The sequence below is a fragment of the Sandaracinobacter neustonicus genome, from assembly GCF_006385875.1.
GTDB classification, from domain to species: domain Bacteria; phylum Pseudomonadota; class Alphaproteobacteria; order Sphingomonadales; family Sphingomonadaceae; genus Sandaracinobacteroides; species Sandaracinobacteroides neustonicus.
Genome location: NZ_VFSU01000028.1, coordinates 98,369 through 119,682 on the forward strand (window position 1 = coordinate 98,369; position 21,314 = coordinate 119,682).

General features: G+C 70.2%; 26 protein-coding genes. 4 read left to right on the top strand and 22 right to left on the bottom strand.

All coding sequences use genetic code 11. The features are described from left to right. The first annotated feature begins 118 nt into the window (after window positions 1–118). Window positions 119–982 (top strand): alpha/beta fold hydrolase, encoded by an 864-nt coding sequence (locus tag FJQ54_RS12020; RefSeq protein ID WP_140928656.1) that lies wholly within the window; start codon window positions 119–121, stop codon window positions 980–982. 5 nt (window positions 983–987) lie between these two features. Here FJQ54_RS12020 and FJQ54_RS12025 read toward each other — a convergent pair whose 3' ends face one another. The 4 genes from FJQ54_RS12025 to rph are packed head-to-tail and all read right to left on the bottom strand — an operon-like array spanning window position 988 to window position 3,818. Beyond that, on the bottom strand, window positions 988–1,311 hold the full coding sequence (locus tag FJQ54_RS12025; RefSeq protein WP_140928657.1) for a hypothetical protein: 324 nt from the start codon (window positions 1,309–1,311) through the stop codon (window positions 988–990). Between the two features lie 19 nt (window positions 1,312–1,330). After that, entirely contained in the window at window positions 1,331–2,497 is a 1,167-nt protein-coding gene (gene hemW, locus FJQ54_RS12030; protein WP_140928658.1) for a radical SAM family heme chaperone HemW, read from the bottom strand. Further along, window positions 2,494–3,105, bottom strand: coding sequence for an RdgB/HAM1 family non-canonical purine NTP pyrophosphatase (gene rdgB, locus FJQ54_RS12035; protein WP_207790417.1), 612 nt, complete (start codon window positions 3,103–3,105; stop codon window positions 2,494–2,496). The genes hemW and rdgB overlap by 4 nt, the downstream gene beginning before the upstream one ends. Next, window positions 3,102–3,818: a ribonuclease PH gene (gene rph, locus FJQ54_RS12040; RefSeq protein WP_140928659.1), complete on the bottom strand. Its 717-nt coding sequence runs from the start codon at window positions 3,816–3,818 to the stop codon at window positions 3,102–3,104. Before rph ends, rdgB begins: the two co-directional genes overlap by 4 nt. A 101-nt stretch (window positions 3,819–3,919) precedes the next feature. Here rph and hrcA point away from each other — a divergent pair, with 101 nt between their 5' ends. Next, window positions 3,920–4,963, top strand: a complete 1,044-nt coding sequence (gene hrcA, locus FJQ54_RS12045) for a heat-inducible transcriptional repressor HrcA (RefSeq protein ID WP_140928660.1) — start codon at window positions 3,920–3,922, stop codon at window positions 4,961–4,963. Further along, a complete protein-coding gene (grpE, locus tag FJQ54_RS12050; RefSeq protein ID WP_140928661.1) occupies window positions 4,960–5,478 on the top strand; it encodes a nucleotide exchange factor GrpE in 519 nt (172 codons plus the stop codon). Before hrcA ends, grpE begins: the two co-directional genes overlap by 4 nt. Before the next feature lie 11 nt (window positions 5,479–5,489). Here grpE and FJQ54_RS12055 read toward each other — a convergent pair whose 3' ends face one another. From FJQ54_RS12055 to FJQ54_RS12140, 18 genes are all read right to left on the bottom strand, one after another. Beyond that, a complete protein-coding gene (locus FJQ54_RS12055; protein WP_140928662.1) occupies window positions 5,490–6,605 on the bottom strand; it encodes an EscU/YscU/HrcU family type III secretion system export apparatus switch protein in 1,116 nt (371 codons plus the stop codon). Further along, window positions 6,598–7,365 (bottom strand): flagellar biosynthetic protein FliR, encoded by a 768-nt coding sequence (locus FJQ54_RS12060; protein ID WP_140928663.1) that lies wholly within the window; start codon window positions 7,363–7,365, stop codon window positions 6,598–6,600. Before FJQ54_RS12060 ends, FJQ54_RS12055 begins: the two co-directional genes overlap by 8 nt. Before the next feature lie 7 nt (window positions 7,366–7,372). Beyond that, window positions 7,373–7,645: a flagellar biosynthetic protein FliQ gene (locus tag FJQ54_RS12065; protein WP_140928664.1), complete on the bottom strand. Its 273-nt coding sequence runs from the start codon at window positions 7,643–7,645 to the stop codon at window positions 7,373–7,375. Further along, complete coding sequence (gene fliP, locus FJQ54_RS12070) at window positions 7,642–8,430, bottom strand: flagellar type III secretion system pore protein FliP (RefSeq protein ID WP_140928665.1); 789 nt, start codon at window positions 8,428–8,430, stop codon at window positions 7,642–7,644. The genes FJQ54_RS12065 and fliP overlap by 4 nt, the downstream gene beginning before the upstream one ends. Continuing rightward, window positions 8,418–8,726: a flagellar biosynthetic protein FliO gene (locus tag FJQ54_RS12075; RefSeq protein ID WP_140928666.1), complete on the bottom strand. Its 309-nt coding sequence runs from the start codon at window positions 8,724–8,726 to the stop codon at window positions 8,418–8,420. Before FJQ54_RS12075 ends, fliP begins: the two co-directional genes overlap by 13 nt. Next, window positions 8,726–9,145: a FliM/FliN family flagellar motor switch protein gene (locus tag FJQ54_RS12080; protein ID WP_140928667.1), complete on the bottom strand. Its 420-nt coding sequence runs from the start codon at window positions 9,143–9,145 to the stop codon at window positions 8,726–8,728. Before FJQ54_RS12080 ends, FJQ54_RS12075 begins: the two co-directional genes overlap by 1 nt. Continuing rightward, window positions 9,142–9,933, bottom strand: a complete 792-nt coding sequence (locus FJQ54_RS12085) for a FliM/FliN family flagellar motor C-terminal domain-containing protein (protein ID WP_140928668.1) — start codon at window positions 9,931–9,933, stop codon at window positions 9,142–9,144. Before FJQ54_RS12085 ends, FJQ54_RS12080 begins: the two co-directional genes overlap by 4 nt. 11 nt (window positions 9,934–9,944) lie before the next feature. After that, entirely contained in the window at window positions 9,945–10,436 is a 492-nt protein-coding gene (locus tag FJQ54_RS12090; RefSeq protein WP_140928669.1) for a flagellar basal body-associated FliL family protein, read from the bottom strand. 23 nt (window positions 10,437–10,459) lie between these two features. After that, window positions 10,460–11,818: a flagellar hook-length control protein FliK gene (locus FJQ54_RS12095; protein WP_140928670.1), complete on the bottom strand. Its 1,359-nt coding sequence runs from the start codon at window positions 11,816–11,818 to the stop codon at window positions 10,460–10,462. After that, a complete protein-coding gene (locus FJQ54_RS12100) occupies window positions 11,815–12,243 on the bottom strand; it encodes a hypothetical protein (protein WP_140928671.1) in 429 nt (142 codons plus the stop codon). Before FJQ54_RS12100 ends, FJQ54_RS12095 begins: the two co-directional genes overlap by 4 nt. Further along, window positions 12,231–13,574, bottom strand: coding sequence for a FliI/YscN family ATPase (locus FJQ54_RS12105; protein ID WP_140928672.1), 1,344 nt, complete (start codon window positions 13,572–13,574; stop codon window positions 12,231–12,233). Before FJQ54_RS12105 ends, FJQ54_RS12100 begins: the two co-directional genes overlap by 13 nt. Next, a complete protein-coding gene (locus tag FJQ54_RS12110; protein ID WP_140928673.1) occupies window positions 13,571–14,152 on the bottom strand; it encodes a FliH/SctL family protein in 582 nt (193 codons plus the stop codon). Before FJQ54_RS12110 ends, FJQ54_RS12105 begins: the two co-directional genes overlap by 4 nt. Further along, window positions 14,145–15,134, bottom strand: a complete 990-nt coding sequence (locus tag FJQ54_RS12115) for a flagellar motor switch protein FliG (RefSeq protein ID WP_140928674.1) — start codon at window positions 15,132–15,134, stop codon at window positions 14,145–14,147. The genes FJQ54_RS12110 and FJQ54_RS12115 overlap by 8 nt, the downstream gene beginning before the upstream one ends. Next, entirely contained in the window at window positions 15,131–16,714 is a 1,584-nt protein-coding gene (gene fliF, locus FJQ54_RS12120) for a flagellar basal-body MS-ring/collar protein FliF (RefSeq protein ID WP_140928675.1), read from the bottom strand. Before fliF ends, FJQ54_RS12115 begins: the two co-directional genes overlap by 4 nt. A gap of 1 nt (window position 16,715) precedes the next feature. Further along, window positions 16,716–17,060, bottom strand: coding sequence for a flagellar hook-basal body complex protein FliE (locus FJQ54_RS12125; RefSeq protein WP_140928676.1), 345 nt, complete (start codon window positions 17,058–17,060; stop codon window positions 16,716–16,718). Then, window positions 17,057–18,052 (bottom strand): sigma 54-interacting transcriptional regulator, encoded by a 996-nt coding sequence (locus FJQ54_RS12130; RefSeq protein WP_140928677.1) that lies wholly within the window; start codon window positions 18,050–18,052, stop codon window positions 17,057–17,059. Before FJQ54_RS12130 ends, FJQ54_RS12125 begins: the two co-directional genes overlap by 4 nt. 292 nt (window positions 18,053–18,344) lie before the next feature. Continuing rightward, on the bottom strand, window positions 18,345–18,773 hold the full coding sequence (arfB, locus tag FJQ54_RS12135) for an alternative ribosome rescue aminoacyl-tRNA hydrolase ArfB (protein ID WP_140928678.1): 429 nt from the start codon (window positions 18,771–18,773) through the stop codon (window positions 18,345–18,347). Beyond that, window positions 18,770–20,047 (bottom strand): multidrug effflux MFS transporter, encoded by a 1,278-nt coding sequence (locus tag FJQ54_RS12140; protein ID WP_181160136.1) that lies wholly within the window; start codon window positions 20,045–20,047, stop codon window positions 18,770–18,772. The genes arfB and FJQ54_RS12140 overlap by 4 nt, the downstream gene beginning before the upstream one ends. Before the next feature lie 5 nt (window positions 20,048–20,052). Between FJQ54_RS12140 and FJQ54_RS12145 the strand changes: the two genes are divergently transcribed. Then, window positions 20,053–21,306: an acyl-CoA dehydrogenase gene (locus FJQ54_RS12145; RefSeq protein ID WP_140928680.1), complete on the top strand. Its 1,254-nt coding sequence runs from the start codon at window positions 20,053–20,055 to the stop codon at window positions 21,304–21,306. Window positions 21,307–21,314: the final 8 nt, after the last annotated feature.

The following is a 21,314-nucleotide window of genomic DNA, read 5'->3' on the forward strand; positions in this document are numbered from 1 at the left end:
GCAGCCCCGGTCCCCGGCGGGCTTATGCGCTAAAACTGAGTGGCAGTCAAAAGTTCATGTAACATCCCACCATAAAGGGGAAATTGCGCCCTGCGCACGCCCGGCCTAGAAGGCAATCGTGGAACCCGCCTTCACCGATCAATATCTGTGGACCAGCGACAATGTCCGCCTGCACTACCGCGATTATGCGGGCGGCGCAGGCGGCCGCCCGGCGCTGCTCTGCCTGCCCGGCCTCACCCGCAACGCCCGTGATTTCGAAGCCTTTGCAGGGCGTTATGCCCCACGTTTTCGCGTGATCACCCCCAGCTTTCGCGGCCGGGGAGACAGCGGCTATGCCCGCGACCCGCTCACCTATGTCCCGCTCACCTACCTGCAGGACATGGGGCGGCTGCTGGATGCGGCAATGGTGGACAAGGTGGTAATCGTCGGCACCTCGCTCGGCGGCCTGATCGGTCTGCTGCTGGACGTGACTCAGCGACAGCGCATCGCCGGACTCGCGTTGAACGATGTGGGGCCGGATATGAACCCGGAAGGGCTGGCGCGAATCCGCATCGGGCTGGGCAAGGGCGGCAACTGGCCCAGCTGGCTGACGGCCGCGCGCGACATCGCCCGCCGGCAGGCCGATCTCTACCCGCACTGGGGGCTGGACCAATGGCTGGCGCACGCCAAGCGGCTGTGCCGGGTCAGCCGCGCCGGGCCGATCATGTGGGATTATGATCCGGAAATCGCCGCGCCGCTGAACCTGCCGCATGGCGATCAGCAGCTGGACCTGTGGCTGGCGCTGGACAGTTACCGGGACCGGCCGCTGCTTTCGGTGCGCGGCGCGCTGTCTGACATATTGGCGGCGGATACGCAGGCGAAAATGGCCGCGCGAATGCCCATGCTCAGCGCCGTCACCGTGCCCGGCGTGGGCCACGCCCCCACGCTGGAGGAGCCGGAGGCCGTCGCCGCGCTGGACGATTTCCTCGGCCGCTTCGGCTGAAGCCCTCAGGCGTCTGTCAGCAGTTCGCCTTCCAGCAGATCGGGCGGGGTCGGGCTGCCCAGAACGGCGGCGGGATCGCGCGGTGGCAGGGCGGCCAGCGCCGTGGCCTTCGCCTTTTCCCGCGCGTTGCGCCGATCCAGCCAACGCTTGAACAGCAGGCCACCCACGGCGACGCTCACCATGCCCACCGGCCCCAGCGCGCGCGCCACGCGCGGCAACACCACCGGCACGGCGGCCCCGATCACAGCACCGGCCGGGCCGGCAGCGGCTCCGCCCAATGTCTGGGCGATGCTGCGCCCTGCCAGTGCCGTCATCACCTTGCCGATCATGCCTGTCTCCTTCGCGCCTTCAACTTGGCATGGCATCCGATTGTTTCAAGCCCGAAGCCAGTTCCAGAATCAAGCGATTGGTCAACATCCGCCCGGCATCCGTCACCCGCAGCCGCGCGCCCGGTGCCAGCAAACCCATCGCCTGCAACCGCGCCCGCGCGGGTTGAGAGGCCACCGCGCCCAGCGCCACGCCGGTGCGCGCCGCGAAGTCAGCCGGGTCCAGCCCCTCCGCCAGGCGCAGCCCCATCATCAGCGCTTCCTCGGCGGCGTCTTCGGGGGCGATCGCCTCCTCTGCCTCCAGCCCTTCGCCGCGCGCCTGCACGGCCTCCAGCCAGCTTTCCGGCCGCTTCAGCCGCGTGGTCGCCAGCCCGCCGCGCCGCCCGTGCGCGCCGGGGCCGACACCCGCATAATCGCCATAGCGCCAATATTGCAGATTGTGCCGGCTCTCCGCGCCGGGCCGGGCGTGGTTGGAAACCTCATACAGCGGCAGCCCCGCCGCCGTGCACAGCGCACCGGTCAGCTCGAACATATCGGCCGCCGCCTCCTCGTCGGGCAAGTCCAGCAGGCCCTTGCGCGCCAGCGTGTGGAAGCGCGTGCCTTCCTCGATGGTCAGCTGATAGGCAGACAGATGCTCGGTGCCGAAGCTCAGCGCGCGGGCCAGTTCCGCTTCCCACGCCGCCACCGTCTGCCCCGGGCGGCTGTGGATCAGATCGAAGCTGACACGCCTGAAATGCCGCTGCGCCACCTCCAGCGCCGCCAAGCCTTGTGCCAGATCATGCGGCCGCCCCAGCAGCTTCAGCGCTGCATCGTCCAGCGCCTGCAACCCCAAGGATACCCGGTTCACCCCGGCAGAGGCGAAATCGGCAAAGCGCGCAGCCTCCACGGACGAAGGGTTTGCCTCCAGCGTGATCTCCACAGCGCCATCGTTCGGCCACAGCGCCAGCGCCTCGGCAATCAGCGCTTCGGTGGTGCCGGGGTCCATCAGGCTGGGGGTGCCGCCGCCGAAGAAGATGGAGACCAGCCGCTGCCCCGCCGTCAGCCGCGCTTCATGTCGCAAATCCGCCACCAGCGCCGCGCGCCACCCGGCCTGATCCACCCGTTCCCGCACATGGCTGTTGAAGTCGCAATAGGGGCATTTGGTGACGCAGAAGGGCCAGTGAACATAAAGGGCGAGATCGCCGCTCATCCGCCCCCCAGCGCCGCTTTCAGCTTGGCGAAGGCCCTGGCACGGTGGCTGATCGCATGCTTTTCCGCCGGGTCCATCTCGGCGAAGGTCTGCGTATAGCCCTCCGGCACGAACACCGGATCATAGCCGAAGCCCAGCTCGCCGCGCGGCGGCCACACCAGCGTGCCCGGCATCCGCCCCTCGAAGGTTTCCGCCCGTCCATTAGGCCACACCAGCGCCAGCACGCAGACAAACTCCGCCGCGCGCGACACATCCGACCCCAACGCCGCCAGCCGCTGTTCCACCTTCGTCATGGCGAGCATCCAGTCCCGCCCGTTCGGGGTTTCGGCCCAATCCGCGGTATAGACCCCCGGCTCCCCGCCCAGCGCCGCCACGCACAACCCGCTGTCGTCAGACAAGGCAGGCAAGCCCGCGCCCTCGGCCGCAAAGCGCGCCTTCAGCAAGGCGTTGCCCGCAAAGCTGTCCTCGGTCTCCACCGGCTCCGCCAGCCCGAACTCGCTGGCCGCCACCGCTTCAATCCCGAACGGAGCCAGCAGTGCCGAAATCTCCCGCAGCTTCCCCTTGTTGTGGGAGGCGAGGACCAGCTTCGGGCCGACGGCGGCAATCACCGACCCGTAGCCGCCCGCTGCGCTGCGAAGATCGCGTCCGTGCCGATGCGGGCCAGCCGCAGCAGGCGCAGCAGCGTTTCCTCCTCGAACACCGCGCCTTCGGCTGTCGCCTGCACTTCCACCAGCGAGCCTTTCGATGTCAGCACAAAATTGCCGTCCGTGTGCGCCACCGAATCCTCGTCATAATCCAGATCGAGCACCGGCGTGCCTTCATACACGCCGCAGGACACCGCCGCGACCTGCACCGGCAGGGGGTCGACAGCGAACGGCGTCACGGCATGGATCTTGTCCAGCGCCAGCCGCAGCGCCACCCAGGCGCCGGAAATCGCCGCCGTGCGCGTGCCGCCATCGGCCTGCAGCACGTCGCAATCCAGCGTGATCTGCCGCTCGCCCAGCGCCTTCAGGTCCGTCACCGCGCGCAGGGAACGCCCGATCAGCCGCTGGATTTCCTGCGTCCGCCCGCTCTGCTTGCCCTTGGCGGCTTCGCGGCTGCCGCGCGTGTGGGTGGCGCGGGGCAGCATGCCATATTCCGCCGTCACCCAGCCTTCGCCTTTGCCGCGCATCCACGGCGGCAGCTTCTCTTCCACGCTCGCCGTCACCAGCACATGGGTCTGCCCGAACTTCACCAGGCAAGACCCTTCGGCATGGGCGGAAAAGCCCGGCTGCATCCCGATCTCGCGCATCATGTCCGGCGAACGGCCCGAAGGTCGCATCTGAATTCCTCTGTTCCACGGAAGTTGCCACTGCCTTAAGCCGAGCAAGCGCCAGTGCCAAGCCGGTTGAGCCGCACAGCCTTCCCGCCTACATTCCCCATATGCACGAGCATGGCGGAATTTCCGTATCCCAGCTGTCAGACCGCGCGCGCGGCATCTTCCGCGACATCGTGGACTCCTATCTCGCCACCGGCGCGCCGGTCGGCTCCCGCACGCTATCCCGGCTTGGCGGCCTGCAACTGTCGCCTGCCTCCATCCGCAACGTGATGCAGGATCTGGAGGAGCTGGGCCTGCTGGAAGCCCCGCACACCTCGGCTGGGCGTGTTCCCACCGAACAGGGCCTGCGCCTGTTCGTGGATGGGATGATGCAGGTCGCCGTGCCGGACGCCGCTGACATCGCCGCCATCGAAGCGGAAGCGATGCGCGCGGGTGCCAGCCTTGAAGACCTTCTGTCGCGCACCACGTCGGCGCTCTCCGGCCTCGCCCAATGCGCCGCCGTCGTCGCCGCGCCGAAAACCGAACCGGTCATCCGCCAGCTGAACCTCGTGCCGCTGGGCGCGGGGCGGGCGCTCGCCATCCTTGTCGGCGCGGATGGCGGCATCGAAAATCGCGTGATCGCGCTGCCGGAAAACCTGCCCCGCGAAGCGCTGGAACAGGCGCAGAATTACGTCAACGCCCGGCTCTCCGGCCTCACACTGGCGGATGCCGTCGCCCGGCTGCAGGTGGAAATCGATACCAACCGCGCCGAACTGGATCAGCTCACCGCCACCCTCGTCGCAGAGGGTCTTGCTTCATGGTCGTCGGATGGCGCAGGCCCGGTGCTGATCGTGCGCGGGCAGGCGCATCTGCTGAACGATGTCGATCTGGATCGCGCCCGCGCCCTGCTGGAGGAACTGGAAGAAAAGGCCGAACTCGCCCGCCTGCTGGATCAGGCGCGGCAATCCGACGCGATGCGAATCTTCATCGGCGCGGAAACCCGGCTGTTCGCCCTCTCCGGCTCCTCCGTGATCGCCGCGCCCTATCGCGGCGCGGATGGCCGGGTGATCGGCGTTGTCGGCGTAATCGGCCCCACAAGGTTGAACTATGCCCGCGTCGTCCCCATGGTGGATTTCACCGCAAACAGATTATCGAGGTTGATGGCATGACTGCCGAAACGCCGGACATCGGCGCAGACGAACACACCGTGGAACAGGAACTGGCCGCCGCCCGGGAGGAGATCGTCTCCCTCGTGACCGAGCGCGACGCAGAGCGCGACCGCGCCCTGCGCATGGCCGCCGAAGCCGAAAACACCCGCCGCCGCCTTGAGCGGGACAAGGCCGACGCCGTACAATATGCCGCCGCCAACTTCGCGCGCGACATGCTGACCGTGGCAGACAACCTCACCCGCGCCCTCGAATCGCTGCCCGCCGAAGCCTCGGACGCGCTGCGCGCCGGGCTTGAAGCGACGGGCCGCGAACTCTCCGCCATCCTCGAGCGCCATGGCGTGAAGCGCGTGCCCGCAGTCGGCCTGCCGCTGGACCCGAACAGCCACCAGGCCATGGTGGAAGTGGAGCATGACGCCGAACCCGGCACCATCGTCTCCGAACTGCAAGCCGGCTATATGCTGAAAGACCGGCTGCTCCGCCCGGCACTGGTGACGGTGGCGAAGGCCAAGGGGTAGCCCCCCGCGCGTTACCCCGCCCGTCGTCCATTCTCGTCGAACAACGCTGAGGCCGGGGCTTCTGCGGGCGGCGGTTCGCCCTGCGCGCCGACGCGCAGCACGAAGGCTAGGATGGTGGCGACGGCGGTGTAGAGATCGGGGCGGACGAGCTGGCCGACCTTGCCGGTGAAATAGAGCGCGCGGGCGACGGAGGGGTAGGAGAGGATCGGCGTGGCCTGCGCGGCGGCCATTTCGCGGATGACCTCTGCGGCGGTGCCGCGGCCGCGGGCGACGATGGTGGGGGCGGAATCGGCATCCGGGCGGTAGCGCAGCGCGACCGCGAAATGGGTCGGGTTGGTGACGACGACGGTGGCCTCGGCCATGCCGGCGCGGTTGGAGCGGCGGATGGCGTCCCGCGCGGCGCGGCGGATGGCGGCCTTCATTTCCGGCGAGCCTTCCTGTTGCTTATGCTCGTCGCGGATGTCCTGCTTCGACATGCGGAGTTTCTTCAACCACTGGAACAGCTGCACCGGCAGATCGATCCCGGCGATGAAGGCAAGGCCCGCGCCCAGCCAGAGCAGCAGCAGCCCGGCGAGACGGGCAGCCTGCTGCACGGCGGCTTCGAACGGCAAGGCGGACAGGCTGGCGAGATGCTGCTGATGGCCGCGAAGGAACCATGTGGAAACGCCGAGCAGCAGAGCCGCCTTCAAAATCGACTTCGCCAGTTCGATCAGGCCGCGCGAGCCGAACAGCCGCTTCAGCCCGGCGAGGGGGTTCAGTCGCTCCGGCTTGGGGGCGAGCAGGCCGGGAACGAAGCCGATGCCGCCGCTGGCGGCTTGCCCGACGGCGGCGGCGAGCAGCAGCAGCGCGCCCAGCAGGGCGATGGGGATGGCGAGCGGGGCCACCATTTCCACCGCGCGTTCGACGGGGGTGAAGCGGCGGACGTCGGCGGGCGCGAAGCTCAGCGCATTGGCGAGACCGGCGGAGAGGCGGGCGGCCAGCGTGTCGGCCTGAGACCAGAGCCAGAGGAAGCCCGCCAGCCCCGCGACCGCGGTGGCGAGATCGCGGGAGAGCAGGCGGTCCCCTTTCTCCAGCGCGTCCTGCTTGCGGCGCTGGGTGGGGGCCTCTGTGCGATTGTCGTCAGCCAAGAAGCAGGTCCGCGAGGCGGGATTGCGAGGCGGTGAGCGCGCCCTGAAAGCTGGCGGCGAGCGCGGGCAGTGCGAGCGGCAGGGCGATGAGCCCGATTAGCAGCATCAGCGGGAAGCCGATGGAAAACAGGTTCAGCTGCGGCGCGGAGCGGGCGGCGACGCCGATGGCGAGGTTCACCATCAGCAGCGTCGCGCCGACGGGCAGCGCGGCGATGAAGGCCGAGGCGAAGGCATAGCCGCCCCATGCGGTGACGGCGGAAAGGCGTCCGGGTTCGAACAGCGCGGCCGCGTTCGGCATGGCGGCATAGCTGCGGATCAGGATGTCCAGAAACACGAGATGGCCGCCTCCCGTGAGCAGCAACGCCCACATCAGCATGGCGAACAGGCCGGAAAGGATAGGGGCCTGCGGCATCGTGGGATCGACCAGTTGTGCGAAGCCAAGACCCATGGATTGAGCCAACCAGTCCCCGGCGGCGAGCGCGACGGCGAAGGCGGCGTGCAGCGACAGCGCGGCGGCGAGGCCGATCAGCAGTTCGCCCGCGATGGCCGCGAAGCCGGGGAGGCTGAGCAGGTCTGTAGGCGGCGTGGGGGCGTGGCCGCTGCCGATCACCAGCCAGCTGACGGCCCCTGCCAGCCCGATCCGCACGCGCACCGGGATCAACTGACCACCGAGCGCGGGCAGGAAGGTGAGCGCCGCCCCCGTGCGCAGGCTGGTGAAGAGGAGGGCGAGAAGGAATGGCTCGATGGCGGGAGGGAGCATCGGGGGGTCAGCGGGCCATCATGGGAATCGCGCTCGCGGCCTCCCGCAGATAATCGCTGAGCAGCCCGCCGATCACGCCGCCGAACAGCACGAGGGCAAGGAACACGCCGATCAGCTTGGGGATGAAGCTGAGCGTTGCCTCCTGAATGGAGGTGGCCGCCTGCAACAGCCCGACGACAAGGCCGATGGCGAGCGCGGGCAGCAGCGCGGGCAGGGTGGCGAGCACCAGCACCCACGCCCCCCGCGCGGCGGTATCATACAGAAGATCGGTGCCGTTCATGTGGCGAAACTCCGCGCGAGAGAGGCGGTGACGAGCGCCCAACCATCCACTGCGACGAACAGCATCAGCTTGAACGGCAGCGCGATCAGCACCGGCGACACCATCATCATCCCCAGCGCCATCAGCACGGACGCAACGACGAGATCGATGATGAGGAAGGGCAGGAACAGCAGAATGCCGATCTGGAACGCCGTTTTCAGTTCGGAGGTGGCAAAGGCGGGCAGCAGGATGCGCATGGGCACCTCCGCCTCGCTGGCGAAGGGCGAGGCATTGGCGAGGCCCGCGAACAGGTTCAGATCGGCCGTGCGGGTGTGCTGCAGCATGAAGCCGTGCAGGATGTCAGACGCGCGGCTGATGGCCTGTTCGGCGGGCAGTTCGTTGGCGACGAAGGGTTGCAGCGCCTGATCATTGATCCGCTCCATCCAGGGCTGCATCACGAAGAAGGTGAGGAACAGCGCCAGCCCGATCATCAACTGGTTGGGCGGGGCCTGCTGCAGGCCGATCGCCTGCCGGAGGATGGCGAGCACCACGACGATGCGGACGAACGCCGTCATCATCAGCAGCACCGAGGGCAGCAGGGTGAGTAGCGTCATCAGCAGCAGCACCTGCAGCGAAAGCGAGAAGGCGGTGCCCTTTTCGCCCCCGGCGAGCGCGATCAGGCCGCCGAGCGCGCTGGGCTGTTCCGGCGCGGTTTGCGCGAACACCGGCGCGGCCATCAGCATGGCCAGCAGCCCCACCACGAACAGCAGGGCGTGGCGTCGGCGGGCGGCAGTCAGGACGCGCATGGCGGTTGCTCCTGCGGGACGGTGCTGGCGATCAGCGTGAAGGCGTTGCCGGATTGGCCGACCAGATGATCGCGGCCATCGAAGCGCACCACGGCGAGGCGCGCGCCGGGGCCGAGGCTGCGGGTGGCGATCAGGTCGAGCGGGGGAGGCTCCTGTGGGGCGCGTGTCACCACGCCGAGCATCTTTATAGGGGGCAGGCGAAACCAGCCGCGCTTCACCGCCCACAGGCTGAGCGTGGCCAGCGCGCAGACCAGCGGCAGCGCGACCGCGAGGCGGAGCAGGAATTCGCCGAACATCAGGCGAGACCTGCCGGGGCGGCGATGTCCGTCAGCCGCACGCCGAACCGCTCCCCCACGGCGACGATTTCGCCATGGGCGAACAGCTTGCCGTTCACCAGCACGGCGACCGGCTCGGCCGTCATCCGGTCCAGCGCAAGCAGCTGCCCCGGCTCGACTGCCATCAGGTCTTTCAGCGGGATGCGTAGCTGGCCGACTTCCACCGTGAGCGTGAGTTCCAGCCCGGCTAGCCCGGCGGGCATGGCGGGTGCTCTGGGAGTCGCGCGGGCACGGGGGAGCGGTTCGCCCATCTCCGCCATTTCCGGTTCGGCGAGGGCATCGGCCGCCAGATCGCTGCCAAAATCCATGGTGAGGCGCACCGGATCGCCATCCGGCGCGGGCTTGGCGGCCATCTGGCCTTTGGGGGGGATGGCGTTCATTCCTCTGGTCCTTCGGGCGGGAGCAGTTGGGCGGCGGGCAGGCGGGCGATGCGGCGGCCTGCGGCCAGCACGTCCACCGTTTCCGGACGCTCCAGCGGCAGAATGTCGCCGGGTTGCAGCGCGGCGAGCTGGGCAAGGCCGATCCGCCGCTCAGCGATGCGCAGTGCCACGGGCAGTTCCAGATCCAGCGCACGGGCACGGGCGCGCTGGCGCCATTCTGCGGCATCCGGCGCGTCCGGTGGGGGTGGGGCAGGGCGGGCACCCTCCAGCACGACCGCCAGCGTGCAGGCCATGCCTTCCACGTCGAGCTCCAGCAGGAAGGCCGGTTCGGGGTTCAGCGCGCGCGGCCTGTCCGTATGGCGGGCGGGCGCGGCGGCGCTGGCGTTGGCGGCGGGTAGTGCGCGCGCCAGCGCCTGCGCCAGCGTGTGGCACAGCACCGCCCACGAGGCCGAGCCGGGCGGCAGCGCCTCCACCCCCGCCGGGCGGGCACCATCGGCGGCGCGGGTGCCGAACAGCCGTTCCAACAGCCGCGCGGCGCTGTCAGCCGGGCAGCCGAGGCCGATCGCGGACAGTTCGACGGGGGCAGACAGCGCGATGGAGGAGAGGTGCAGCAGCGGCGACGCCGACGGCGTATTGCTGACGCGTGCGGTGATGCGCGCACCCATCAGTCGGGCGAGTTCCGGGCCAAATGCCGCCGCGAGCGCCGGAGCATCCAGCGCCTCCATCAGGGCAGGCGCGGCTTCGGGGGCGGGATCGCCGATGCTGGGCCAGACGATGGCGCGGGCCACGGGCAGCCTCCCTATTGCATCACGAAGCTGGTAAGGAAGACGTCATCGACGCCGGCGATCCCGCTCTTGCGTTGCAGCACATCGTTGATGGCGAGGCGCATCTGCCGGGTGAGTTTTTCCCGTCCGCCGGGATTGGAGAGATCGGCCTCCGTCGTATCCGCCAATATATCCAGCACGGCGGCGACGATGGCGATCTGGTGGCGCTTCACCGCCTCCGTCACCGTTTCGCCGCCCTGCGTGGAGATGGCGATCTTCACCTGCACGAAGCGGCCGGTATCTTTCAGGTTCGCGGTGAAACTGTTGGGGATTTCCACATATTCCAGCGGCGCGACCTTGGGCGCAGGCGGCTTTTTCTCATGGCTGGCCGGGATCAGGGCAGGCATGAAATAGGCCCCGGCCGCGCCCGCCGCCGCGCCACCCAGCAGCAGGATCAACGGCAGGGCAAGGCGCTTCAGCAAGCCGGGCTTCGGCGCAGGCGCTGCGGGTGCGGCGGCTTCAACCATGGGGGCGGGCCTTCGGCGGGAGATCAGGCATAACGGTCGATCCTGCGGGTTTCGGCGCGGGCGATAACCGGCGCGGGGAGAGGGGGGCGGAGGCCGGACTGGGCGTCTTGCAGGCGCGCGGGCTGGCGGCTGTGCTGGCCGGGGCGGCCGCCGTCTGCCTGTGCGCGGGCGGAGGATTGATCGGAGGGTTTATCCGGGCGGGGGTCTGCCTGCGCGCCGCCATCCTGTGCGCGGCTGTCCTGCGGGCCCGTGCCTGCTGTCGGGTCTGCCGATTGCGGCGCGGCGGGGCCGGCCTCTGCGGACAGGTCGCTTGGCAGTTCGTGGGCGGGCCGGTCGGCCGGGGAATGATGCCGGATGGCGGCCGCGAAATCGCCCGTGCCGAAACCGGCGCTGCCCGGCTCTGCGTTGCCGGAATCTGTCGCAGTGCCGAAATCTGCTGAAGATGATGTCATGGCGCTGGCGTCGCCTCCCCCGTTTGCCTGTTTGCCGGGCCCGTCGCTGCCCTGTTGCGACGGATTGGCCTGCGCAGAGGATGGGCCGGGTGCCGGGCGAAGTTCCACAGAGATCAGGTCCACTTCGGCCCCAACCCGCGCAAGGTCCGCGCGCAGTTCCGGCCGGGCGGCGGAGATTCGATCCCTGAGATCCGAACTGCCGGCGACGATGGTGACTTGCAGCGCCTGTTCGCCCGGCGTGCTGATGCGGATATCCGCCGGAGGGGCGGGCGTGGCAGGGGCGGCTGACGCGACGGTCGGCGTGGCGGGCGTGGCCGTGGCAGGCTCTGCCGCGGGCCGGTGGGGGGCTTCGGCTTCCATCCGCAGTGGCGGCAGTTGTGGTGCGGGCTGGGCGGCGTTCGCGGCGACGGGGGTGGATCGCGCAGGCAGCGGCGGAGGGGGCGAATCGGCTTCCGGAGACGCTGCCGGGCTGCCGCCGCTGAGCGGCATGGCGACAGTGTGCGACGCGGCGGTGCTATGCGACGCAGTGCGGGAGGGCGGGGCATCGGGCAGCTGGACGGCGTTGGCGACGGTTTCGATGGCGTCGATTCCTGCGTCTGTCCCGTCTGCCTCAGCCCCATCCGGCCCGCCATCAGTTGCAAGCGGTTGGGCTGCCACGGCCAGAGGCGGGGGCGGAAGCGGGGTGGCCGGCGGCTCGGCAGGCGGACTGATGTTTGGCGTGGCTGGGTTGTCCGCATCGCCATCGGTCGCGGGGGCGCTTTGCGGCGGCAGGGCTTCGAAGAGCGCGGCGTCGCGCTGGCCTTCCGGGGCGGCTTCTCCCGGAAGTTCAAAGCGGGGCTGCTGCGCAGCATGCGCGCCCTTAGGCGGAGCGCGCCCGGCGGCGGGCAGCAGCAGATCGGCGGCTCCGGGGGCATCCAGCGCGGCTGTCATGCGCGCAGCCTGCGCGGGGCCGGGTCTGCGAACCGCTCGGTTTCGGCGTCGGCTTCGCGGCGGGTGGCGGTCAGGCTGTCTGCAAGGCGGCGGCAGCGGGCGCGGGCGGATTCCACGGCCTGCTGCGCGCGGACGCGGCGACGGGCTGCGGCCTCGATCTCAACGGCTGCGCTCGCCTGTGCCGGGGCCAGCAGGCTGCGCAGTTGCGCCCCCGCCGCCAGCGAGCCGGAGGGAATCGCCCCCATCAGCGGCGTGGTATCCTGCAAAAGGGAAAGGATGCGGTTGCGGCGGGCCGAGGCGTCCGCTTCGGCAGAAATTGCTGCGCCCAGTTCGCGCAGCGCGGTGGCTTCCCGCACGCGGGCGGCGCGCAGCAGCAGGATCAGGCGGCGAAGGCGGGTGCGGGCATCGGGCATCAGTTCGACCATCCGGCGACGAGGGTGGAAACGGAGTCTGCGAACGCCACGGCGCGGTCGCGGGGCTGGGCGAGGAAGCTGTCCATTTCCGCGCGGCGGGCGAGCGCCCTGTCCAACACGAGATCGTGGCCCGGCGAATAGGCCCCCATGGCGACGAGATCCTGATTGGCCTCTGCCAAAGACAAGTCGCGGCGGAAGGCGGTGGCGGCGGCGATCTGCGCGGCCCCCACGCAGGCAGGCATGGTGCGGCTGAGCGAATGGCCAAGGTCGATGGCCGGGAAGCGGCCGCGTGCGGCGATGCTGCGGTTCAGGATGATATGCCCGTCCAGCACGCCGCGCGCGGTGTCCACCACCGGGTCTGCCACGGTGTCGTCGCCGTCTGCCAGCACGGTGGCGAGCAGGGTGATCGCCCCACCGGAGCGGGCGTCGTTCCCGGCCCGCTCCACGAGGCGCGGGATCAGCGCCAGCGCAGACGGCGGATAGCCGCGCGCGCCCGCCGGTTCGCCGATGGCGAGGCCGATTTCGCGTTGCGCATGGGCGACGCGGGTGAGGCTGTCCACCAGCAACAGCACATGGCGGCCGGTGGCGCGCAGGGCTTCGGCCGAGGCGAAGGCGGCGAGGCAGCCGCGCAGCCGGGCAGGCGCGGCGGCATCTGCGGGAACCGCGACGATATGGGTGCGGGCGCGGGCTTCCGGCGACAGCGCGTCGAGGAAGCCGGAGATTTCCCGGCCGCGTTCGCCGATCAACCCCACCACCACGCAATCGGCCTCCGCGCCCAGCACAAGCTGTTGCAGCAGGGTGGATTTCCCCACGCCGCTGCCCGCCATCAGGCCCACGCGCTGGCCGCGCCCCAGCGTCAGCAGCGCGTCGATGGCGCGCACGCCGGTGGCCAGTGGCAGGGAGACATCGGCGCGGTCCAGCGGCGGCAGCGGCTTACCCGTCAGCGGCCAGCGGGTCTCCGCGCCCAGCGGGCCGAGGCTGTCCAGCGCTTCGCCCAGCGCGCCCGTCACCCGGCCCAGCAGTGCCGGGCCTGCCGGGGCATCGCCCGCCGGGCCGTCCAGCCAGACGGCGCTGCCGGGCGCGACGGCGGCTTCCGCCAGCGCCATCATCAGCAGCCGCCCCTGCCGGAAACCGATCGCTTCGCAGGGCACGGGGCCGGTGGGCGTATCGGCCGACAGCAGCGCGCCGACGGGGGCTTCCGGCCCGTCTGACGAGAGCAGCAGCCCTTCCGCCGCACGGATGCGGCCGCCGGGCTGGGCGGCGTGCAGCGGGCAGGGGACTTCGGCGAGGCTGGCTTGCGCCGCCCGAAGCGCTGCGGCGAGGCCGGGGGTGTGAGCGTTCATCGGGGCGTCTCCATGCCGGGGGGCGTCTGTATGCGGGCGGCGAGCGCCTCCAGCCGCAACGGCAGGCTGGCGCGAGCCAGCGCCGGGCCGGCTTCGGCGCGGATGCTGCCCTGCTGCAAGCTGGGGTCGGCGTGCAGCCGCCAGCCGGGCGGCGGCGTGACATGCGGCAGGCTGTCCGGCGCAAGGTGCAGCACGCCAGCCGCGCCTTCGGGCAGGGCGGCCAGCGCCTCGGCGATCAGCATGTGCAGGGTCTCCGACGGCAGCGACGGTTCGGCCGCCATCAGCTGCCGGGCGATATCGAAGGCGAGGCTGGCGAGCGCCTGCGCGAACCGCCCCTCCAGCGCGGCGACCAATTCGGCTGACAGCACCTGTTGCTGCGCGCTTGCGCTGCCGACGCGGGCCAGTTCGGCGGCGTGCGCGGCCTCCAGCGCGGCGACATGCGCGCCCCATTCGGCGTCCGCCTCTGCCCGCGCATGGGCTTCGGCGCTGGCGCGAACCTCTGCTTCGCTGGGTGGCGCGGGCGGCAGCGGCGCGGTGCGGAACAGCCGGGCCAGCGGGATGGGTCGGGCTTCAGACATAGGCCGGCCCCTTGCCGGGCAAGCTGATCGTCCCCTCGGCGGCCAGCTTGCGCGCGGCGGCGGCGATGGCCTTTTGCGCGGTCGCGGCCTCGTCGATCTTCACCGGGCCGCGATTGTCGATCTCGTCGTTCAGCGCTTCCGCCGCCCGCTGCGGCATCGCGCCGAGCAGCAGCGCGCGCAGCGGCGCGGGGGCGGCGCGGAGCGCCGGCACCAGCATGTCCGCATCCAGCCCGCGCAGCAGCGTCTGCAGCGCCCGGCTGTCCAGCCGGGAGAGGTCGGCGAAGGTGAACAGCGTTTCGCTCAGCAGGTCCGCCGCGCCCTTGTCCACGGTGGACAGCGCTTCCAGCGCGCGGGCTTCGTCCACCCCGGCAAGGTTGATGAGGTCCGCCGCGCGCTGCATCCCGCCCAGTTCCGCGAGCGGCTGGCGCGGGCGGGTGGCTGCGATGCGCTCGCTGAGCGCGGCGTCCAGCGTTTCGGCGGCGGTGGGCATCACCGGCCCCAGCGTGGCGATGCGGCGCACCAGATCGGGCTGCCCGGCGGCGGGCAGGCGGGCCAGAATCAGCGCCGCGCGCGGTGTGGGCAGCTGCGCCAGCACGAAGGCTTGAACCTGTGGATGCTCCGGCTCCAGCAGGGTGGCGATGGCCCATGGCTCCTGCCAGCCCAGCTGTTCGAACAGGGGCGGCCGGGCCTCATGGCCGATGCGCTCGATGATGCCGCCTGCGCGTTCCTCGCCCAGCGCGCGGCCCAGCAGATCGCGCACGGCGGGCGGCCCTTCGGACACGGAGACGATGTCGCGCGCCACCTCCAGCACTTCGCCCAGCACCTCGTCGATGGTCTGCGGCGAGGCTTCCGCGACGGAAAGCATGGCGCGGCCGACCTGTTCCACTTCCTGTGCATCCAGCCGGGCGAGCAGGCCCGCGGCCTCCGGCTCCTCCAGCAGCAGCAGCAGCAGCGCCGTCTTTTCCGGTCCCGACAGGCTCATGCGGGCGCGCCCGACAGCAGGCGGCGGGCGACGGCGGTGGCTTTCGCGCCGTCCGTCGCGGCCAGCAGCCGGGCTTCGGCGAGCTTGCGGCTGTAATCCGGCAGCGCAGGCAACGGCACGGGGGCAAGGGCGATGGCCTCTGCTTCGGCCGCCCTTGCCTCTGCGGCGCGGGCGTCGGCGCGGGCCATGGCGCGGCGGACATAGGGGCGGATCACGAAGGCGAGCAGGGCGATGGCGACCAGCGCCGCCGCCAGCCACTTGGAGCTTTCGACGACGACCGGTTCTTTCCAGATCGGCACCTCGGTTTCGGCGGTGGGGGCGAAGCTGCTGGCGGAGACGGCGATGCGGTCCCCGCGTTGCTGGTCATAGCCAACCGCGCCTTCCACCAGGCTGCGCAAATCCGCCAGCCGCTTTGCGCGGCCAGCGGGCGGGCCGAGGGCGTCGGCGCGGATGGCGACGGCGGCCGTCAGGCGGCGGATATCGCCGCCCGCGCGGCTGGTGATTTGTACGGAGCGGCCCAGTTCATAGTTGCGGGTGCCGGATTCGCTGCCCGTCGTCTGCACCGTGGGGCCGCTGGCGACGGGGGGTGTGGCGGTGACGTTCGGGGCGGCGGGGATGGTGTTGCTGAGCGCGCCGGGGATGCCGATGGCGCGCGGTTCGGACGAGGTGCCCCGGCTGAATTGTTCGGAGCGCAGCGCGCCGTCCGGCTGGTAACGCTCTTCCGAGGCTTCGCGGGCGGCGAAGTCCAGCTCGATGCGGACCTGCGCGGTGAGATTGTCCGCGCCGACCACCGGCCCCAGCAGTTCGAGGATGGACTGGCGGGTCCGCGCCTCCATTTCCGCCTGCAATTTCAGCCGCCTGTCGTCCGCGAGCATACGGCCTGCGCCGGGTTCGCCCGCCAGCAGCCGACCGGCCTGATCGGAGATGGCGACATTGTCCGGTGAAAGGCCGGGCACCGCGCCCGCGACAAGGTGCAGGATTGCGCGCGACTGCGACTCCGACAGCGCCCGGCCGGGGGCCAGCGTGAGGGTGACGGCGGCGGTGACGGGGGCGCGATCCCGCAGGAAGGGCGAGGGTTCGGGGCGGGCGATCAGCACGCGCGCGGCCTGCACACTGTCCAGGCTTTCGATCGAGGCTGCGAGTTCGCGTTCCTGCGCGGTTTTCAACCGGGCGGATTCCAGCGCACGAGAGGTGCCGAGCGGCATGTTCGCCATCAGCTCCGCGCCGCCGGGCGCGGCCTTGGGCAGGCCCTGCGCCGCCAGCAGCATGCGGGCGCGGGCATGATCCTGTTCCGGCAGCAGCACCGCCCCCGTGCGCGGATCGAGCGCGACCCTCATGCCGGCATCTTCCAGCGCGGTGACGACGGCGGCCTTGTCCGCTTCGGGCAGTTGCGAAAAGATCGGGCTGCGGGTGGGTTCGGAAAAGGCCAGCCAGCCGCCCAGCGCCAGCGCGGCGACCGTGGTGGCGGCAATCGGCCAGCCGAAGCGGGCGAACAGCGGGCTGGCGCGCAACCGTTGCAGCGGCGCGTCCAGCACGGCAGGCACGGGCAGGCGGGCGGGGGTGGGGGCGTCGTCTGCCATGTTACACCGGCATGTTCATGATGTCGCGATAGGCCGACAGCAGGCGGTTGCGGGCCTGCAAGGTGGCCTCAAACGCAATGGAGGCCTTCTGGCGGCTGAGCATCACGGCGGCGATGTCCTGCGTTTCGCCTTTTTCCCACGCGGCGGCGTCTGCGCCGCTTTGCGCCTGCATCTTGTCCACCGCTTTCAGGGCATCCTGCATCGCCCCGCCGAATCCGGTGGGTTGCGCCTCGGCGGGTGCGGCGGCGTTGCCCAGCGACTGGCTTTTCTGCAGGATTTCCGCGCGCAGTTGCAGCACGCCGGAAAGCCCCATGTTCGCGCCCGTTCCGATGGGGGGCAGGCTCATGCCGGTGCGCCTGCACCGGCGCTGGCGCGGGGGCGGCCCTCTTGTGCGGCCAGCTTGTAACGCAGCGCGCGTTCGGAAATGCCCAGCCGCCGCGCAGCTTCGCGGCGGCGTCCGCCGGTTTCGGCCAGCGCGCGGGAGAGCGCGTCTGCTTCGTGGCGGCGCATCTGGCCGGGCAGGGCGATGGTGGCGATGGGCGCGGCGGGGATGTCCAGATGCGCATCCGTCACGGGGCCGTCGCCTGCGAGGATGCGGGCGCGTTCGATGCGGTTGGCGAGTTCGCGGACGTTGCCGGGCCACGGGTGGCGCACCAGCGCGCCGAGCGCCGCCGGGGAGAGAGCGGCCTGCGCGTCGCGCAGCATGTGCGCGGCAAGCGGCAGGATATCCGCCGGGCGATCCGCCAGCGGCGCCAGTGCGAGCGGGAAGACGGAGAGGCGCCAGTAAAGATCCTCGCGGAAGCGGCCCGCGCGGGCTTCGGCTTGCAGATCGCGGTTGGTGGCGGCGATCAGCCGGGCTTCGAACGGCACCGGAGCGGTCGCCCCCAGCGGCAGCACTTCGCGCGCTTCGATGGCGCGCAGCAGCTTGGCTTGCAGCGGCAGCGGCAATTCGCCGATCTCGTCCAGAAACAATGTGCCTGCACCTGCCGCGCGGAACAGGCCGGGCGCGGCGGCCAGCGCGCCGGTGAAGGCCCCGCGTTCGTGGCCGAACAACAGGCTTTCCAGCATCGCTTCGGGAAGGGCGGCGCAGTTGAGCGCGAGGAAGGGGGCACCCGCGCGCTGGCTCTCAGCGTGCAGGAAGCGGGCGATCACATCCTTGCCCGCGCCGGACGGGCCGGTGACAAGAATGGTTGCGCTGGAGCGGGCGGCCTGCGTGGCAAGGGCGAGCAGGCTGCGGCTGAGCGGATCGGCCGCGACAGGGCCTTGCATCGGTGGTGCGGCGAGGAGATTCGCGAACTGGCGGCCGAGCGCTTCCTGATCCCTTTGCGTGTCCGTCATTTGCTTCCCATCCTGTTTTTTATGTCCCCCGCCCCCGAAGCTGCCCGGCCCGTTCCACAGGGGAAAAGGCGGGCCCCGAAGGTGCCCGCCGGGGGGTCGCAAACCCGGCGGGCACTTGGCCGAACCGCTTGCAAAGGGCAGGCAAGCTTTTCGGGGATCGGCCGTGAACAGGGAGAAGCAAGGGGCGTGCCAACTGGCCGCCCCTAGGGAGAGTGCGCTTGTGAAAGGGCTGCGGCGTCAGATGGTTGACGCCCGGCAGCGCTGTGGCGTCAAAAAATTGACGGGTGCGGCTTCAATCCGAAACGGGGCGGCTGCGGTTGGACTTCACGTCTGACCGGCGCTTTTTCCCATCCAGCCGCCGGGCCTTGGCGGCCTTGCCGGGCTTGGTGGGGCGGCGCGCCTTGGGGGCGATTGCCGCCTTTGCCAGCAGCTCGATCAGCCGCTGGATCGCATCTTCCCGGTTCATCGCCTGCGTGCGGAAGCGCTCCGCGAAGATCAGGATTTCCCCCGCATCGGTGAAGCGCGAACCCGCCAGCGCGGCCGCGCGCGCCTTCACCGCATCCGGCAGCGAGGGCGAATTGGCGAGATCGAAGCGCAGTTCCACCGCGGTGGAGACCTTGTTCACATTCTGCCCGCCCGGGCCGGAGGCGCGGACGAAGCGCAGCCCGATCTCGTCGGTGTGAATGGCGAGTCCCCGGTTGATGGGAATCCAGCCTGTCATGACCGGATGGCGAGGCGGATGCACAGCATCGCCCCCAGAAAGCCCATGGCCATCGCCGCCGCCATCGGCAGCGGGCCGGAGGCCGCGAAGGGCGCAGTGATGGCGCTCGCCAGCGCCCCGAACAGGAAGGCCCCCGCCCCGATCAGCCCGGAAATGGAGCCCGCGCGCTGCGGCATCGCCCCCAGCGCCAGCGCCGAGGCGTTGGCGGACACAAAACCATAGCTGCCCAGCCCGAAGAACAGGAAGCCCATGGTGACGATCATGCTGTCCACCCCCGCCAGAGACAGCAGCAGCAACAGCGTGGCGAAGCCGAGCGCCGCAGCCGAGCCCCAGCGGGCGACCACGGCCGGGTGCCAGCGGCTCAGCGCCGCCCGGTTCAGTTGCGAGGCGATCACCAGCCCCAGCGCGTTCAGTGCGAAGATTCCGCCAAAGGCAGACGGCGGCTGGCGATAATGTTCGATGAACAGCGCGGGAGAGGCCGAGACATAGGTGAACAGCGCGGCGCTGTTGAAGGCCCCCGCCCCCACGAACGCCAGCACGCGGCGGTTCTTCAGCGCGGCGGCATAGCTTTGCAGCGGGGTTTCCCCTGCCGCCTGTTCGGCGGTGGCGGCGCTGCGGCTTTCCGGCAGGCCGAACAGCACAGACACCCCCACGATCAGCCCGAACGCCGCCAGCACCAGAAAGATCGATTCCCAACCGGCATGCGCCAGCAGCCATGCCCCGGCGGTGGGGGCAAGCATCGGCGCGATGGCCAGCACAAGGAAGGTCAGGCTGAACAGCCGGGCGGATTCGATGGTGTCATACCTGTCCCGGATCACGGCGCGGGCGATCACCAGCCCGGCGCTCGCCCCCAGCCCCTGCACGAAACGGCCCGCCGACAGCGCCTCTATGCCGGGCACTCGCGTCAGCGCCAGCGAAGCAAGCGTATAGATCAGGATTCCGGCCAACAGCGGCGGGCGGCGGCCGACCCGATCCGCCAGCGGCCCCCAGCCCAGCTGGCCGATCGCCATCCCGGCCAGAAAGGCGGACATCGTCAGCTGCGCGGCAGCAGCCGTCGCGCCGAAGTGGCGGGCGATATCCGGCAGTGCGGGCAGATAGAAATCGATGGAGACTGCCCCGAAGGCGGTGAGCGCGCCAGCGAGTAGAATGAAGCCAAGGGTGGGTTTCGGAGATTCGGCGGGCGCGTGCATCTGCTGCGCCCTAGCATGGGCGAAGCGCCTTGGCACCCGCGCCGCGCTGTCGTAACGGGCGAAGGGGTTTGATGGAAGGATCAAGGGGCATGGCTGCTGCGAACGCGAGTGCGCCGGAAACCGGAGCGGACGGGAACAGGGCTTCGCCCGCGAAGCCATGGCCGGGGTTCGACTGGGCCGATCCGCTGCTGATCGAACAGGAACTGACGCAGGAGGAGCGCATGGTGCGCGACACCGCGCGCGCCTTCGCGGATCAGCATCTGGCCCCGATCGTGAAGCAATCCAACCGCCACGAAACCAGCGATCCGGCGCTGATGAAGGCTTTTGGCGAAGCCGGGCTGCTGGGGCCGACCATCCATGGCTATGGCTGCGCGGGCGTCTCCTATGTCGCTTATGGCCTGATCGCGCGCGAGGTGGAGCGGGTGGATTCGGCCTATCGCTCGGCCTTTTCGGTGCAATCCTCCCTCGTGATGTATCCGATCTGGGCTTATGGCACCGAAGCGCAGCGGCAGGCGTGGCTGCCGAAGCTGGCCAGCGGCGAATGGATCGGCGCCTTCGGCCTGACAGAGCCGGACGCCGGATCGGACCCGGCGGGGATGACCACCCGCGCGGTGAAAACGGCGGACGGCTTCCGGCTGAACGGCGCGAAGATGTGGATCACCTCCAGCCCCTATGCGCATCTGTTCGTGGTGTGGGCGAAGTGCGATCTGGGCGACGGCAAGGGCGAGCAGATTCGCGGCTTCGTGCTGATGCGCGGGGACAAGGGCATCTCCACGCCGAAGATCGAAGGCAAGTTCAGCTTGCGCGCCTGGGTGACGGGCGAGATCGTGCTGGCCGATGTGGAGATTCCGGCGGACCGGCTGCTGCCCAATGTACACGGGCTGAAGGGGCCGTTCGGCTGCCTGAACAACGCTCGCTATGGCATTGGCTGGGGGGCGATGGGGGCGGCAGAATATTGCTGGCACGCCGCCCGGACCTACACGCTGGAGCGCAGGCAGTTCGGCCGTCCGCTGGCCGCAACCCAGCTGGTGCAGAAGAAGCTGGCCGACATGCAGACGGAAATCACGCTGGGGCTGCTGCTGGCGCTGCGCGCAGGCCGGTTGATGGACGAAGGCAAGCTGGCGCCGGAGGCGATCTCCATCCTGAAACGCAACAATTGCGGCAAGGCGCTGGCCATTGCCCGCGAAGCGCGGGACATGCACGGCGGCAATGGCGTGTCAGACGAATATGGCGTGATCCGCCATGTGATGAATCTGGAGGCGGTGAACACCTATGAAGGCACGCATGACGTGCACGCGCTGATCCTCGGCCGGGCGCAGACGGGGCTGCAGGCTTTTTCATGAGTAGGGCC

Coding starts and splice junctions, on each gene's coding strand:
- FJQ54_RS12025 (WP_140928657.1), bottom strand. CDS start 1,311: ATGATCGGCAAGGTGATGACGGCACTGGCAGGGCGCAGCATCGCCCAG.
- hemW (WP_140928658.1), bottom strand. CDS start 2,497: ATGAGCGGCGATCTCGCCCTTTATGTTCACTGGCCCTTCTGCGTCACC.
- rph (WP_140928659.1), bottom strand. CDS start 3,818: ATGCGACCTTCGGGCCGTTCGCCGGACATGATGCGCGAGATCGGGATG.
- hrcA (WP_140928660.1), top strand. CDS start 3,920: ATGCACGAGCATGGCGGAATTTCCGTATCCCAGCTGTCAGACCGCGCG.
- grpE (WP_140928661.1), top strand. CDS start 4,960: ATGACTGCCGAAACGCCGGACATCGGCGCAGACGAACACACCGTGGAA.
- FJQ54_RS12060 (WP_140928663.1), bottom strand. CDS start 7,365: ATGCTCCCTCCCGCCATCGAGCCATTCCTTCTCGCCCTCCTCTTCACC.
- FJQ54_RS12065 (WP_140928664.1), bottom strand. CDS start 7,645: ATGAACGGCACCGATCTTCTGTATGATACCGCCGCGCGGGGGGCGTGG.
- fliP (WP_140928665.1), bottom strand. CDS start 8,430: ATGCGCGTCCTGACTGCCGCCCGCCGACGCCACGCCCTGCTGTTCGTG.
- FJQ54_RS12075 (WP_140928666.1), bottom strand. CDS start 8,726: ATGTTCGGCGAATTCCTGCTCCGCCTCGCGGTCGCGCTGCCGCTGGTC.
- FJQ54_RS12080 (WP_140928667.1), bottom strand. CDS start 9,145: ATGAACGCCATCCCCCCCAAAGGCCAGATGGCCGCCAAGCCCGCGCCG.
- FJQ54_RS12090 (WP_140928669.1), bottom strand. CDS start 10,436: ATGGTTGAAGCCGCCGCACCCGCAGCGCCTGCGCCGAAGCCCGGCTTG.
- FJQ54_RS12095 (WP_140928670.1), bottom strand. CDS start 11,818: ATGACAGCCGCGCTGGATGCCCCCGGAGCCGCCGATCTGCTGCTGCCC.
- FJQ54_RS12100 (WP_140928671.1), bottom strand. CDS start 12,243: ATGGTCGAACTGATGCCCGATGCCCGCACCCGCCTTCGCCGCCTGATC.
- FJQ54_RS12105 (WP_140928672.1), bottom strand. CDS start 13,574: ATGAACGCTCACACCCCCGGCCTCGCCGCAGCGCTTCGGGCGGCGCAA.
- FJQ54_RS12110 (WP_140928673.1), bottom strand. CDS start 14,152: ATGTCTGAAGCCCGACCCATCCCGCTGGCCCGGCTGTTCCGCACCGCG.
- FJQ54_RS12115 (WP_140928674.1), bottom strand. CDS start 15,134: ATGAGCCTGTCGGGACCGGAAAAGACGGCGCTGCTGCTGCTGCTGCTG.
- fliF (WP_140928675.1), bottom strand. CDS start 16,714: ATGGCAGACGACGCCCCCACCCCCGCCCGCCTGCCCGTGCCTGCCGTG.
- FJQ54_RS12125 (WP_140928676.1), bottom strand. CDS start 17,060: ATGAGCCTGCCCCCCATCGGAACGGGCGCGAACATGGGGCTTTCCGGC.
- FJQ54_RS12130 (WP_140928677.1), bottom strand. CDS start 18,052: ATGACGGACACGCAAAGGGATCAGGAAGCGCTCGGCCGCCAGTTCGCG.
- arfB (WP_140928678.1), bottom strand. CDS start 18,773: ATGACAGGCTGGATTCCCATCAACCGGGGACTCGCCATTCACACCGAC.
- FJQ54_RS12145 (WP_140928680.1), top strand. CDS start 20,053: ATGGCTGCTGCGAACGCGAGTGCGCCGGAAACCGGAGCGGACGGGAAC.